Raw genomic sequence first — 14,061 nt, 5'->3', positions numbered from 1 at the left:
GCGATTCGGCCACACCGAAATGCTTGCCTATGAACGAAGGAGGACAGGATGGCAGCTGTTGAGATCAAGAAGGGCCTGGCCGGCGTGGTGGTTGACTACACCGCGATCTCGAAGGTCAACCCGGACACCAATTCCTTGCTGTACCGCGGCTACCCCGTACAGGAACTCGCCGCAAAGTGCAGTTTCGAGGAAGTCGCCTACCTGTTGTGGAACGGCGAACTGCCCACGAAGGAAGAACTGGCGGAGTTCACCGCCCGCGAGCGCGCGGGCCGCGCACTTGATCCGGTGGTGAAAACGGTCATTGACACGCTGCCTACCACGGCCCACCCGATGGACGTTTGCCGCACGGCGGCGTCGGTACTTGGCGCCCGGCATGAACTCGCCGAAGTCTCCACGCCCGAGGCGAACATGAAAAAGGCGATCGACCTGTGGGCAGCGATGCCGGCCGTCGTCGCATACGACCAGCGCCGCCGTCGTGCCGACGGGAAAGCGATCGAACCGGTGGCACCACGCGATGAGCTGGGCTATTCGGCGAACTTCCTGTGGATGACGTTCGGCGAAGATCCGGTCGAAGAAGTGGTCAAAGCGTTCAACGTCTCGATGATCCTTTACGCCGAGCACTCCTTCAACGCCTCCACCTTTACCGCCCGCGTGGTGACATCCACCTTGTCGGACCTCCATTCCGCGGTCACTGCCGCGATCGGGGCCCTCAAGGGTCCGTTGCACGGTGGGGCCAACGAAGCCGTCATGCACACCTTCGAGGAAATCGGAATCCGTACCGAGGAATCCTTGGAGGACGCCGCCGCCCGCGCGAAAACGTGGATGGAGCAGGCCTTGGCGCAGAAGAAGAAGGTCATGGGCTTCGGGCACCGGGTCTACAAGCACGGGGATTCGCGCGTGCCAACGATGAAGGCGGCGCTGGACAAAATGATCGCCCACTTTGGCCGGCCCGAGATCCTCGGCCTCTACAACGGCCTGGAACAAGCGATGGACGAAGCGAAGGCCATCAAGCCGAACCTCGACTACCCCGCCGGACCCACGTACCACCTCATGGGATTCGACACCCCCACATTCACTCCCCTGTTTGTGGCCAGCCGCATCACCGGATGGACTGCGCACGTGATGGAGCAGTTGGGATCGAACTCCTTGATCCGGCCACTCAGCGAATACAACGGCGTCGACGAACGGCACCTGCCGTAACTTACTGAACCGTAACTTTCTGAATGCCCGACGGCGGGCGGTCACCTTGGAAGGTGACCGGCCGCCGTCGGGCATTAACCGGACTGTTCCGTCACAGTCCGGGTTCCCACTTCCGGCCTGGCCCACTGGCGCTTGCCGCTTCGTCGGCCCAGTCGGAATGGAAGACGCCGGCGACGCTCTCGTTGTCGTCCGCCAGCACCACCCGGACATCCATCCGGCGGCCGTTCATCATCGCCGGAAGCCAGTGTTCGGCGTCTGCCCACATGTGGGCGACGGGCAGGTCTTCCGCGGGGTACCACTGCGGAACGATCTCATCGCTTTCGGACGGCTCGCCTACCCACGATTCCGTGAGGAACACCGTGGTGAACATGTTCCATTCCGGCCGGGACGGGAACACGAAGTCCACCGTGCCCGCAGGGATCAGGTCTTCCGGGGCGACGATCACGTGGACTTCTTCATCTACTTCCCGGCAGACAGCCTCGGCAGCCGTCTCGCCGGCTTCGAGGTGTCCGCCGATGCCCACCACTTTGCCGCGACCGAAGCCCGTCCGCTTGCGCCCCAGCAAGACCTCCCGGCTCCCATCGACCTCGCGGAGGAGAAAGCAAAGAGTCACGGCGGCGGCTGTCATGCATCAAGACTAAGGCTGAGACGGCCCCCAAGGACGACGCCGGGCCGGTCACCATGAGGCGGCGGAGCGCCACTCCGGTATTCGGATACCGTCTGCGGGGCAGCCTAACCGCCGCCTCCAGGCGCCTTGTACAGCGCGGCGACCGTGACGGCAGCGTCGCGCCCTCCTTGCTACAGTGGGCCCATGAGCGTGGACGGGGGTAACGGTCCTGCCGGCGGGGCGCCGTCGTGGTTACCGGATTGGTTGGTTCGCCACCCGCTCTACGCCGGCTGGGCGTGGATCGCGTTTTGGGGGCTGTTGATCGTCCTTGACGAATTCCTGGACCTGGCCGGTTGGAGTTGGTACCTGCTCGTCGGCATGGCTGCACTCCCCACCCTCCTGGCGACGCTCGTGGTGCTGAACGCTACGCCGCGGCGACACCTCAAACCCCACACCGAATCCGTCCTCGGCCATTTTTTCGTGCGCTTCCTCGCCCTGGTGACGGCTTTCCTCGTGTGGGGTATCTCCGTAGTGATGAGCGCATCGATTTCCACCACCGTCCAAGCAGCGGCCGGCGATTCGGAACGGGAGGTCACGGCTCTCGGCTTCAACCTGCTGGTGGCAGCAGTCCCATTGGTGGTTTCCGTGCTTTGGATGGCTTTCATTGTCCGTTGCGCCTGGTTCCTGCGCCGCTTGCGTGGCTGGCGGCAAGACCCTGCGCGATCGCGCGTGCCAAAGAAGTTCCTGAGCACGCAACCATGGTTGAGGCGCATCGTGGTTGGATTGGCCCATCCGGGCCTCCTCCTGGTTTCCGGCTTGGGGATGTCAATCCTGGCGCTGTTCCTGAGCGCCGTGGAGCTCACGTTCAACGTGTTGAAGTAGCACCCGGCGGGAGGCATTAGCCTAGCCCGATAGTCCCCCTATAGAATAGTTCTGTGACCGAACAACTTTCTTCAGGCGCGGCCCCGCACGCCGCAGCCTCACCCGACGGGTGGGGGAAGCTTTGGCGGGAACCGGCGAGGCCGGACTGGATCCGACGACGGCCCGGTGCCCCGTGGCTGGTCGTGGCAACGGTGTGTATCGGTGCGTTCATGGGCCAGTTGGATGCCAGCATCGTCACCCTGGCCGTGCCGAGCATCAGGTCCGACATGAACGCCTCCCTCGCCCAGGTGGAGTGGGTGGCGTTGATCTATCTTCTGGTGCTCGTGGGAAGCATCTCCGCAGTCGGCCGACTGGCGGACATGGTCGGCCGAAAACTGCTCTACACCTATGGGTTCGGCCTGTTCACCCTCGCGTCCCTAGGGTGCGCGCTTGCCCCCGACATCACCTGGCTCCTGGTCGCAAGGGCCGTCCAGGCGGTCGGGGCGGCCATGCTGCAGGCCAATAGTGTTGCCCTGATCCGGACAAGCATGCCGGCCGGCAAACTCGGCAAGGCCATCGGCCTCCAGGGCGCCGCGCAGGCCATCGGCCTTGCCATGGGCCCTTCGGTCGGCGGTCTCCTCATCGGTCTGGGCGGGTGGCGGTGGGTCTTCTTCGTCAACATCCCCGCAGGGATCATCGGCTTGCTGCTGGGCTGGTTCCTGCTCCCGCGCACCCGGGTCAAGGCCCCCCGCGCACGGCTGGACTGGCCGGGGCTCCTGGCTCTGATGCCCGCCGTCGGCACTCTGCTCCTGGCACTGTCAGAGGCGTCCAGGTTCGGTTTCGGCAACCTCACCGTTCTCGGACTACTGGCTGCCGCATTGATTCTCTTCGTCCTCTTTGTCCTACGGGAGCGCCGGGCAACACACCCCTTGGTGGACCTGTCACTGTTCCGGTCCGGGATCTTCACTCGGGGCGTCGCGACCGGTCTGCTTGGATATCTCGTGCTGTTCGGAGTCCTTTTCGTCACACCGTTGCACCTGGAATCGGCGTATCTCCTCCCTCCGGCCCAGGCAGGACTGTTGCTGACGATCCTCCCGGTCGCGCTGGGGCTCGTTGCACCCGTTGCCGGCCTGTTGGCGGATCGGCTCGGCGCCCGGTTGCCGGCATCGGCCGGCATGGGGCTGGTCGCGGGTGCGCTGGCCGTGTTGGTTTTTTCCTCCCATGAATTGTGGGCCACGGCAGGCGCCCTGGCGGCCATGGGGCTGGGCCTGGGCCTGTTCACCCCGGCTAACAACGCGTCCGTCGCAGCGGCCGGACATGACCATCAAGCCGGGATGGTCAGCGGCGTGTTGAACATGACCAGGGGGATCGGGACCTCCCTCGGCGTGGCCCTGGGCGCGGCCGCGTACTCCCTCGCAAACTCCCTGGGAGCGGCTGCCGGAGCGCCGACGGTGTCCGGACTTGGCTTCCGGATGGCCGTGGCACTTTTTGCGGTCCTGGCTGGCACGGCGGCCGCATTGTCATTCCTCGGCCGGCGCGCCCACCCAAAGGTTGTTCCGGACGCGGCGGACCGCCCGGAACCCGGCTGATCTTCAGGTTGGTAAGCAAGACTGTCATTGCCCGAACGTCCCCAACAGGATTCCAAACCTTCATGACTGCCTCCGATTCGTTCCTTCCGTCGCCAACCGTGAGCGCCATTCACGTGGGTCCCTTGACCATCCACTTCTACGCCCTGTGCATCATGGCCGGGATCGCAGTGGCTATTTGGCTCACGTCCCGGCGTTGGACCGCCCGGGGCGGGGCGGCCGGGCAGGTTCTGGACATCTGCCTCTGGGCCGTACCCGCAGGAATCATCGGCGGCCGGGTCTACCACGTCATCACTGACCCGGAGCTTTATTTCTTACCGGGGAAGAATCCATGGAATGCCTTTGCCATCTGGGACGGCGGCCTGGGAATCTGGGGCGCCGTGGCACTCGGGATCGTGGGGGCCTGGATCGGGTGCCGGAGGGCGAAAGTATCTTTGGTTGCGTTCCTGGACGCGGTGGCACCGGGGGTCATTCTTGCCCAGGCCCTGGGCCGATGGGGCAACTGGTTCAACAATGAACTCTACGGGGATCCCACGAACCTGCCGTGGAAACTCCAGATCCACCAGATGGACCCTGCCACCGGTTCCGCGGTAACCGATCCTTCGGGCGCCCCGGTGGTCCTGGGCTATTTCCAGCCCACATTCCTCTACGAATCGCTGTGGTGCGTCGCCGTCGGGTTGCTTCTTTTGTATGTGGACCGGCGCTTCACGCTTGGGGCTGGAAGCATGTTCTCCCTCTACGTCGCGGGATACACTGCGGGACGCTTCGCTTTCGAACTGATGCGCTCCGACTACGCGAACCTCGTTCTTGGACTCCGGGTGAACACTTGGGTAGCCGGCCTGGTGTTCCTCGCGGGCGCCATCGCTTTTGCCTTGCTGTTCCGGCGCAGGCGCCCGACGGCTGTGCCTGGGGATCCCGCCGCCCATTCCCCTGAGCCAATGACGGCAGACGGCGGAGCTGCCGTGCCGTTATGACAGCGGGTACCCACCCCGGGTCACACCCGGCTTGCCGGTAACGCCCGCCGCCAGCGCGCGGGAAACGCGCGGGTCGCCACGCCAGACAACCAACACGCTCCATCGCCAGAGAACCTGAGGAAGATATGTCCATGCGGAAACAATTTCGGCCTTTGCCCGGTGAACGAGGCGTGCCCCCACGCGGTGGCGGGTCCAATCCGGCGAGGCCCTTCTCCGGCAGGAACCCGCTCTTGGACACGGGAACAGTTCTCGGCCGGATCCTGGTCTTCCTCGGCGTGAGCGCGGTCTGCGGGGTGCTCGTGGCCGGCCTGATGGTTCCCGCCGCGGCCATGACCGGCATCACGACGAGCGGCTCGGTCCAGTTCTTCAACGCACTGCCCGGCGACCTGACCGTAGCCCCCGCCGGGCAGGTGACGCGTGTACTCGCCGCAGATGGATCCCCGATCGCGACGCTGTTCAACGAGAATCGCACGCAGGTTCCCCTTGACCAAATGTCCCCCAACATCAAGAACGCGATCGTAGCGATCGAGGACTCCCGGTTCTACGAGCACGGAGGCATCGACCCGACCGGCATCATGCGCGCCCTGGTGACGAACAGCGGCGGTGCCCGGCAGGGTGCCTCCACCCTGACCCAGCAGTACGTGACCAACGTGCTCAACGAGAACCTCATCGCCCAGGGGAAGGACGCCGAGGTGGTTCTCAACGGCGAGAAGAGCATCAGCGACAAACTCCGGGAGATGAAGCTCGCCATCGGCCTTGAGAAGCAGTTCACGAAGGACCAGATCCTCGCCGGCTACCTCAACATCGTCTCGTTCAACGCCAACGCCTACGGCATCCAGGCAGCCAGCCAATACTTCTTCTCCGTCGATGCCAAAGACCTCACCGTGCCCCAGGCTGCCCTGCTCGCCGGCCTGGTCAACGGCCCCTCGCTGTTCGACCCGACCCAGCACCCCGAGGCGTCCAAGGCGCGGCGGGACCTGGTGCTGGACGCGATGCTTCAGCACGGCTACATCAACCAGCAGCAGCACCAGGACGCGGTCAACACCCCGATCCAGCTCAAGGTCAACCCGCCCAAGCAGGGCTGTGCCTATGCTGCCCAGGCCCAATACTTCTGCGACTACGTCCTCCACCAGATCCAGAACGACCCCGCCTATGGCGCGACGCAGGAGGACCGGGTCCAGAAGATCATGCGCGGCGGCCTGACCATCAAGACCACCCTGGACCCGCGGCTCCAAGGGCCCGCCCAAGCCCAGGTCGACGCCACCACCGGGGCGAACCCGGACAAATGGGGCTCCTCCCTCGTGACGGTCCAGCCCGGCACGGGCAAGGTCCTCGCCATGGCACAGAACTCGCGCACGATCGCCGGCGAGGGCACCGACTTCGTCTCGACATACAACTTCAACGTCGACCGCGCGGACGCCAACGGCAACGACCTGGGCGGCCTTGGCGGTATGCAGCCAGGTTCGACCATGAAGCCCGTGACCCTCGCGGCCTGGCTCGGTGAGGGCAAAACGACGAACCAGATCGTCAACGCGTCAGTCCGGCGCTACGGCGTCAACTACCCGTGGAAGACGACATGCGGCCCCGTCCATGGCTGGTTCGACAGCTCGCTTCCACCCTCAACAGACCTCCAAAACGACGAACCCGGCTGGTACCGGCCCATGACCGTCCGCGAGGGCATCTACAACTCAATCAACACCGCGACCTTCGCGTCCCTCGCCGGCCTGAACGACTTCTGCGACGTCCAGCGGGCCGCCGATGCCATCGGCCTTCACATGGGCGACGGGAACGATACCAAAATCGACCTCTCGACCCTTGGCAACATCCTGGGTAGCCAGAACGTCGCCCCCCTGACGATGGCCAACGCCTTCGCAACATTCGCCGCGGACGGCACGTACTGCGCACCCATCTCAATCACGGAGGTCGACGACGCTGCGGGCAAGAAAATAGGCGGGCAGACATCTTCGTGCAAGCCGAACGCCCTACAACCGGGCGTCGCGGAGGCCACCACGAACGTCCTCCAAGACGTCCTCACCAAGGGCTCCGGCCTGCTCATTCCACAGAAGCTCGGCGTCCCGGACGCCGCCAAGACCGGGACCAACCAGTACAACAACCAGACCTGGGTCCTTGGCTACACGAAAGGCCTGGCAACGGCGTCCTTCTTCGGAGACCCTTTCAACGGAGGGCCCTCGCGGCTCGGACGCGACATCACGGTCAACGGAAAGTACTACTCCGTGGTGGACGGGGCCTACATCGCCGGACCACAGTGGGCGCAGTACATGCAGCAGGTCGTCGGCTTCTACGACCACGGCGACTTCGATGCCCCACCCCAGAACCTCATCGGCGGGACGGCCTCAAGCCAGGCCGGAAACACGAACGGGAAGGGCAAGGGCTGACGGGCATCCCACCCGCTAAGACACCACGTCGCGGGCGCCGGGCAGTACAGCTAGCCAAGCGCCCGCGGGTGGGCGGACGCGTACACTTCGCGCAAGGTATCCGCCGTAACAAGCGTGTACACCTGCGTCGTGGTCACCGACGCATGGCCAAGCAGTTCCTGCACAACACGGACATCTGCCCCGCCCTCGAGCAAGTGCGTAGCGAATGAGTGCCGCAGGGTATGCGGGGAGACTTCCTTGGCGATGTTTGCCTTCTCCGCGGCAGTCTTCAGGATGGTCCAGGCACTCTGCCGGCTAATCCTGCCGCCCCGGGCGTTGAGGAACAGCGCCGGCGTGCCTTTGCCCTTGGCGGCCAACGCCGGCCTGCCCCGGACCACATAGGATCCGACGGCGCGGGCGCCGTAGGAACCGAGCGGCACCAAGCGCTCCTTGGAACCTTTTCCAAAGAGGCGCACGATCGCTGGACCTTCGGCGTCCGATTCGAGGGCGACATCGTCAACGTCCAGGCCCACGGCTTCGCTGATGCGCGCACCGGTCGAATAGAGGAACTCCAGGAGCGCCCTGTCGCGCAATCCGGTCGCCGTATCGGCACCGGCAGCTTCGAGGATCCGCGTTACCTCGTCCACGCTGATGGCCTTCGGCAGTCGCTTGCCGGGCATCGGCGGGTGGACGTCGCTGGCGGGGTCCGCCATCGTCGTTCCTTCCAATGCCCAAAACTTGTGCAGTCCGCGGACGGCGACCACTGTGCGCGCCGCAGAACGAACACCGAGCGCGGCGGCTCCGTCCGAGCCGTCCGAAAGTGCCTGTACAAACGCGGTGACGTCATGCCGGGAAACCCCGCCGGGGGTATCCACACCGGTTGCGGCGAGGAAGTTCGCGTAGCGCGACAGGTCCCGTCGGTAAGCGGACAGCGTATTGCTCGCAAGTCCGCGCTCCACGCCGAGGTGCTGTAAATAGTCGACGACGGCGCGGTCAACAGCGGTTTGAGGCCGTGCTTCCGCAAGCTGGGACACGGGTCAGCGCTGGCTCGGGTGGGCAGGCCAAGGGGCGTCGGCCGGCCGCAGGCTCCTGAAGCCATCGGCGCGTGCGGCGGCAGCGGCAAGGATTCCGACGACGGCCGAAGGGTTGTGCAGCCTGCCTTCGAGCACCGCTGACACGGCTTCCTCGAGCGGTACCCATTCGAGTTCGATTTCGGCTTCTTCGTCGGTGCGGACGTGCCGATCGGCCTCGGGGACGTCGCCCAGCCCGCGGGCAAGGTAGATACGTATGGCTTCGCTCGAAGAACCGGGCGAATTGAAGAAATCCGCCAGGACATTCCACGTAGCTGCGGTCAGGTCGGCCTCTTCCGCCAGCTCGCGGGCGGCCCCAACGACGAAATCTTCGCCCTCCACGTCAAGCAGTCCTGCCGGGATTTCCCACAGGTCCATGCCGACAGGATGGCGGTACTGCTTGAGGAGGAGGATCTCGCCGTCTACATTCATCGGCAGCACCGCCACCGCGCCCGGATGGTCGATGTAGTCGCGCACCAAGGTGCCGGCATCTTCGTTCAGTTCGAACGCGTCGCTGACGACGTCCCAGATGCGGCCCTCGTAGACCTTGCTCGACGACAAAAGACGGCGCGGACTCGGTGTGTCCGAAACCTTCCGAAAAGTACTGGGGGTTTCAGAAAAACCGGGCATCACGCCGTCCTTCGTGTGTGTGAGAGCGATTACTTCGCAGCTACCTTGCGGCCAGATTTTGCAAGCAAATCAGTGCCTGCTTGACGCTCCAATGCAGCCTTCACGAGGCCTGCGAAGAGCGGGTGCGGGCGCGTGGGGCGGGAGCTGAGCTCGGGGTGTGCCTGCGTCGCGACGTAGTACGGGTGCACTTCGCGCGGAAGTTCCACGTATTCCACCAGCTTGCCGTCGGGCGACGTTCCCGAGAACACGAGCCCCTCGGCAGCAATCTGGTCGCGGTACTTGTTGTTGACTTCGTAGCGGTGGCGGTGACGTTCGCTGACGGTCGTTGTTCCGTACGTTTCGGCAACCACGGAGCCTTCGTCGAGCTTGGCTTCGTAGAGGCCCAGGCGCATGGTGCCGCCGAGGTCACCCTTGCCTTCCACGATGTCCAATTGCTCTTCCATGGTGGCAATGACAGGGAACTTGGAATCCGGCTCGAACTCGCTGGACGATGCGCCTTCGAGGCCAACTACGTTACGGGCGTACTCGATGACCATGCATTGCAGGCCGAGGCACAGGCCCAAGACCGGGAGCTTGGTTTCCCGTGCGAACTTGAGGGCGCCCAGCTTGCCTTCGAGCCCGCGGATGCCGAAGCCGCCGGGAACGCAAATGGCGTCGACGCCGGCCAACGACTTGGTGGCGCCTTCGAGGGTTTCGCATTCATCTGACGGAACCCAGCGGATCTTCACCTTCGCATCGTTCGCGAATCCACCGGCACGAAGCGCTTCAGTGACGGACAGGTAGGCGTCCGGGAGGTCGATGTACTTGCCCACCAAGGCAACTTCAACGTGGTGCTTGGGGTTGTGGACGGCTTCGAGGAGCTTGTCCCAACTGGTCCAGTCGACATCCTTGAACGGAAGGTCCAGGGCACGGACGATGTACGAATCCAGGCCCTGCGAGTGCAGAGTCTTCGGGATGTCGTAGATGCTCGGAGCGTCGGCGGCGTTGACCACCGCATCGATGTCGACGTCGCACATGCGGCCGATCTTCTCCCGCATGGCGTCCGGCACTTCACGGTCCGAGCGGATGACGATCGCTTCCGGCTGGATGCCGATGGAACGAAGGGCCGCGACGGAGTGCTGCGTTGGCTTGGTTTTCAATTCCTGCGAAGGTCCGATGTAGGGCACCAGGGAAACGTGGAGGAAGAAAACGTTGTTACGGCCGATGTCCTGGCGCACCTGGCGCGCGGATTCGAGGAACGGCTGGGATTCGATGTCGCCCACCGTGCCGCCGATCTCGGTGATGATGACGTCCGGCGCGTTCTTGCCCTCTGCGGGAAGGCGCATGCGGCGCTTGATCTCATCCGTGATGTGGGGAATGACCTGGACGGTGTCTCCAAGGTACTCGCCGCGCCGTTCCTTGGCGATGACGGTCGAGTAGATCTGCCCGGTTGTAACGTTGGCCGAACCTTCGAGGTTCTCATCGAGGAAGCGCTCGTAGTGTCCGATGTCGAGGTCGGTCTCAGCGCCGTCGTCGGTGACGAAGACTTCACCGTGCTGGAAGGGGTTCATCGTGCCCGGATCCACGTTCAAGTAGGGATCGAGCTTCTGCATAGTCACGGACAAACCGCGCGCCCGCAACAGGTGGCCGAGGCTCGACGCCGTCAGGCCCTTGCCGAGCGAGGAAGCCACACCGCCGGTGACAAAAATGTGTTTGGCTGTCTTGGACGAGCCAGGGAACCGGGAATTTACACGGGAATTTGATCGCTGCACCACGGAATTCGAGCCTATCATCAATTGCGCCTCCAAAGGGTCAGCCAATCGTTTTCCCAAATGCTCAATAGTCCCTTGACGTGGGCCAAGGATCAAGAGGCAAGGTGCCCCGAGGCGGCAAAATGGGGCCAACTGCCAGCAAATGCACAGCATCTACGTGCCGCCCAGGGCGGATGGCTCCACGAGCAATCGCGCGCGGATGTGACTAAGTTCCTACGGCAAGGTGCCAGCCTGCTAAAACCGCTAGGACTGCGGCAGGAGCTTGGCGTCGTCCAGCAATTCCTGCGCATGGGCGCGCGCGGATTCGGAGTCTTCCTGCCCTGCGAGCATCCGGGCAAGCTCTTTGACGCGTTCGTCGTCGCCGAGGAGCTGGACGTCGCTCGACGTGAAGCCCGTGGCTGTCTTTCCGTCGCTACCCCGGACGGACGTCTTGATGACCCGGATGTGCTGGTTGGCGAACGCCGCAACCTGCGGCAAGTGCGTGACCACCAGGACCTGCACGTGGCGGGCGAGCATCGCGAGCCGGCGTCCGATCTCGACGGCGGCCCGGCCACCGACTCCCGCGTCCACTTCGTCGAACACGAAGGTCGGAACAGGGTCCACGGCGGCCAGGACAACCTCGATGGCGAGCATGACGCGGGACAACTCACCGCCCGAAGCCCCTTTGCCCAAGGGACGGGCCGGAGCGCCGGAATGCGGCTGGAGCAAGAAGGAAATGTCGTCGACGCCATGCGGTCCCAAGGGGCCTTCGCTGTCCAGTTCGATGACGAGGGTCGCGTCAGCCATGGCCAAGGCCGTGAGCTCCGCGCTGACCCGTGCGGACAAGTCCTTGGCCGCCTTCGCCCGGGCCTTCGAGATACGCGCGGCCAGTTTCAGCAGGGCGGCCTCCGCCGCGGCAACCTCGGCGTCGAGCTTTTCGATCCTGCTGGAATCGTCCTGCAGCTCGTCCAGCCGGGCCCTCGACGCTGCAGCCCATTCGAGTACCTCGTCGACGCTCGGGGCGTACTTCCGGATGAGCTTCGCCAACGCGGCGCGCCGTTCCTCGATCTCGGAGAGCCGTTCGGGTCCCTCGGAGTCCAAGGAAGCCTGGTAACTGGAAAGCTCGGCTGCAATGTCGTTGACCAGGAATCCGACTTCCGCGAGCCGTGCGGCTGCCCCGGCCAGCGCTTCGTCGTGCGCCGAGACGTGTTCCAGCGCCCGCTTGGCGGAATCGATCAACGACGTCGCGTCGCTGGCTTCACCGAACTCCTCCGCGATCAGTGCTTCGTGTGCAGCGGCTGCGGCAACGCGTAGCTCCTCCACGTTCGCGAGCTTCACGGCTTCTGCTTTGAGGGCTTCGTCCTCTCCGGGCTGCGGATCGACGAGGTCGATTTCCTGGAGCGCGGCGTCCAGCGATTCGGCTTCGCGGAGCCTTTCCCTGGCCTCGTTGCGGAGCGTGTCAAGCTCTGCCTGGCTGGACTTCCACCGGACGTAGAGCTCCTCATATTCGCCAAGCGGCCCGGCGACGCCCGCTCCGGCGAAGCGGTCCAAGGCGTGGCGCTGTGCCACAGCGCTCTTGAGCCGGATCTGGTCCGATTGACCGTGTACCACCACAAGGCTTTCGCCGAGTTCCGCGAGGACGCCCACCGGGGCGGCCCGGCCCCCGACAAAAGCACGGCTTCGGCCGTCCGCGCCGACGGTACGGGCAAGCAGAAGTTGCGAGCCGCCGTCGAACTCTTCCGCGTCACCGCCGGCTTCAACCGCACGCCCCACGGCGACGTGCCCCGGATCAAGCAGGAGCCGAGCTTCCGCGGAGGCGGATTTCGCGCCGCTCCGCACCGCACCGGCGTCGGACCGCGCACCCAAAAGGAGCCCGACGGCGGTGACCACCATGGTCTTGCCCGCACCGGTTTCGCCGGTGACCACGCTCAGGCCCGGCCCGAGCGGCAGCGTTGCGTCGGTGATGACGCCTAGATCACGGATCCGGATTTCCTCGATCATGGTGTTACATCTCCTTGGTGGGATCGGCCGCGCCGCCGGATCGCACGTCTTGGGGCGTCGGCAAGGCGCTGGGCTTCAGTGTCCGGACCACAGGGATCGGCCCGGTGTGGATCTCCGAGGATCGCGGTGCCGGTCCGCGCCAACCGTGGATAGGTAGCTCGAACTTCCGTACGAGGCGGGCCGAAAACGGCGTCTGGTGGGTACGGGCCAACCGGACAGACTGGCTCGACCGGGTCACTTCCACCCGGGCCCCGGGCGGAAGGTCGACCGAACGGCGGCCGTCGCACCACAACACGCCTTGCGCGTCAGTCCGCGTGAGGATCTCCACGGCGAGCTTGGACCGGGGCGAAACAACCAACGGCTTGGCGAAAAGCGCGTGGGCGCTGATGGGGACAATCACCAATGCCTCGACCTCCGGCCAGACGACCGGGCCCCCCGAAGAAAACGCATAGGCCGTCGAACCGGTGGGCGTGGCCATGACCACTCCGTCGCAACCGAACGACGTCAAGGGACGTTCGTCCACTTCGGTCACCACTTCGATCATCCGCTCGCGCTCGGCCTTTTCGATGGCGGCCTCGTTTAGCGCCCACGTGTGCCAGATCTTCTGGCCGCGGACCCACACCTGGACATCGATGGTCATCCGCTCTTCCACGGTGTACTCGCGGCTGGCGATCCATTCGACCGTCTGGGCGAGATCGGCCCTTTCGCTTTCCGCGAGGAACCCGACATGCCCGAGGTTGACGCCCAGGAGCGGGACGTCCACGTTCCGGACCAGTTCCGCGGCGCGCAGGATGGTGCCGTCACCGCCGAGGACCATGCCCAGCTCGACGTCTTCCAACCGGACATCCTCATGGAGGATTTCAATCGGTTTGTCCACGATGCCGTAGAAGCGTTCGATATCGTCCAGTTCCGACTTCTGCATCACCGGAACCAGCCCGGAGGTGTGGAGCTGTCCGCACGCATCCCAGGCCGCGCGAAGGGAGTCCTCACGCCCGGTGTGGGCGAGGACCAAAACGCGCCTGCTCAT

The 14,061-nt window shown here is 64.7% G+C and carries 11 protein-coding genes; 5 read left to right on the top strand and 6 right to left on the bottom strand.

All coding sequences use genetic code 11. The features are described 5' to 3' along the window. Window positions 1-48 precede the first annotated feature (48 nt). Window positions 49-1,200, top strand: a complete 1,152-nt coding sequence (locus ABCW42_RS07685; protein ID WP_423184282.1) for a bifunctional 2-methylcitrate synthase/citrate synthase — start codon at window positions 49-51, stop codon at window positions 1,198-1,200. A 91-nt stretch (window positions 1,201-1,291) separates the two neighbouring features. On the opposite strand, the gene ABCW42_RS07680 is transcribed toward ABCW42_RS07685, so the two are convergent. Continuing rightward, window positions 1,292-1,828, bottom strand: coding sequence for an 8-oxo-dGTP diphosphatase (locus ABCW42_RS07680; protein WP_133206937.1), 537 nt, complete (start codon window positions 1,826-1,828; stop codon window positions 1,292-1,294). Window positions 1,829-2,011: 183 nt separating this feature from the next. Between ABCW42_RS07680 and ABCW42_RS07675 the strand changes: the two genes are divergently transcribed. From ABCW42_RS07675 to ABCW42_RS07660, 4 genes are all read left to right on the top strand, one after another. Next, on the top strand, window positions 2,012-2,689 hold the full coding sequence (locus tag ABCW42_RS07675) for a hypothetical protein (RefSeq protein WP_423184281.1): 678 nt from the start codon (window positions 2,012-2,014) through the stop codon (window positions 2,687-2,689). Between the two features lie 53 nt (window positions 2,690-2,742). Then, window positions 2,743-4,257: a DHA2 family efflux MFS transporter permease subunit gene (locus ABCW42_RS07670; protein WP_423184280.1), complete on the top strand. Its 1,515-nt coding sequence runs from the start codon at window positions 2,743-2,745 to the stop codon at window positions 4,255-4,257. A gap of 62 nt (window positions 4,258-4,319) precedes the next feature. Beyond that, the gene (gene lgt / locus ABCW42_RS07665; protein ID WP_423184279.1) at window positions 4,320-5,228 is read left to right on the top strand and encodes a prolipoprotein diacylglyceryl transferase; all 909 of its coding nucleotides are present in this window, start codon (window positions 4,320-4,322) and stop codon (window positions 5,226-5,228) included. Between the two features lie 230 nt (window positions 5,229-5,458). Then, window positions 5,459-7,624 carry a transglycosylase domain-containing protein gene (locus ABCW42_RS07660; protein ID WP_423184278.1) on the top strand — a complete coding sequence of 722 codons (2,166 nt, stop codon included), beginning with the start codon at window positions 5,459-5,461 and terminating at the stop codon, window positions 7,622-7,624. Window positions 7,625-7,674: 50 nt separating this feature from the next. On the opposite strand, the gene xerD is transcribed toward ABCW42_RS07660, so the two are convergent. The 5 genes from xerD to ABCW42_RS07635 form a co-directional block, all read right to left on the bottom strand. Then, window positions 7,675-8,637 carry a site-specific tyrosine recombinase XerD gene (xerD, locus tag ABCW42_RS07655; protein ID WP_423184277.1) on the bottom strand — a complete coding sequence of 321 codons (963 nt, stop codon included), beginning with the start codon at window positions 8,635-8,637 and terminating at the stop codon, window positions 7,675-7,677. A 3-nt stretch (window positions 8,638-8,640) separates the two neighbouring features. Beyond that, window positions 8,641-9,303 (bottom strand): NUDIX domain-containing protein, encoded by a 663-nt coding sequence (locus tag ABCW42_RS07650; RefSeq protein ID WP_423184276.1) that lies wholly within the window; start codon window positions 9,301-9,303, stop codon window positions 8,641-8,643. 29 nt (window positions 9,304-9,332) lie between these two features. After that, window positions 9,333-11,075 carry a CTP synthase gene (locus ABCW42_RS07645; protein ID WP_423184275.1) on the bottom strand — a complete coding sequence of 581 codons (1,743 nt, stop codon included), beginning with the start codon at window positions 11,073-11,075 and terminating at the stop codon, window positions 9,333-9,335. Window positions 11,076-11,297: 222 nt separating this feature from the next. Further along, window positions 11,298-13,034: a DNA repair protein RecN gene (gene recN, locus ABCW42_RS07640; RefSeq protein ID WP_423184274.1), complete on the bottom strand. Its 1,737-nt coding sequence runs from the start codon at window positions 13,032-13,034 to the stop codon at window positions 11,298-11,300. Window positions 13,035-13,038: 4 nt separating this feature from the next. Next, complete coding sequence (locus ABCW42_RS07635; protein ID WP_423184273.1) at window positions 13,039-14,061, bottom strand: NAD kinase; 1,023 nt, start codon at window positions 14,059-14,061, stop codon at window positions 13,039-13,041.

The organism is Arthrobacter sp. NyZ413, assembly GCF_049390645.1.
GTDB lineage: Bacteria > Actinomycetota > Actinomycetes > Actinomycetales > Micrococcaceae > Arthrobacter.
The sequence above is the reverse complement of the archived record's forward strand: the minus strand, read 5'-3'. Positions and strand labels throughout refer to the sequence as shown.

Coding starts and splice junctions, on each gene's coding strand:
- ABCW42_RS07680 (WP_133206937.1), bottom strand. CDS start 1,828: ATGACAGCCGCCGCCGTGACTCTTTGCTTTCTCCTCCGCGAGGTCGAT.
- recN (WP_423184274.1), bottom strand. CDS start 13,034: ATGATCGAGGAAATCCGGATCCGTGATCTAGGCGTCATCACCGACGCA.
- lgt (WP_423184279.1), top strand. CDS start 4,320: ATGACTGCCTCCGATTCGTTCCTTCCGTCGCCAACCGTGAGCGCCATT.
- ABCW42_RS07675 (WP_423184281.1), top strand. CDS start 2,012: ATGAGCGTGGACGGGGGTAACGGTCCTGCCGGCGGGGCGCCGTCGTGG.
- ABCW42_RS07645 (WP_423184275.1), bottom strand. CDS start 11,075: ATGATAGGCTCGAATTCCGTGGTGCAGCGATCAAATTCCCGTGTAAAT.
- ABCW42_RS07635 (WP_423184273.1), bottom strand. CDS start 14,061: ATGAGCAGGCGCGTTTTGGTCCTCGCCCACACCGGGCGTGAGGACTCC.
- ABCW42_RS07685 (WP_423184282.1), top strand. CDS start 49: ATGGCAGCTGTTGAGATCAAGAAGGGCCTGGCCGGCGTGGTGGTTGAC.
- ABCW42_RS07650 (WP_423184276.1), bottom strand. CDS start 9,303: ATGCCCGGTTTTTCTGAAACCCCCAGTACTTTTCGGAAGGTTTCGGAC.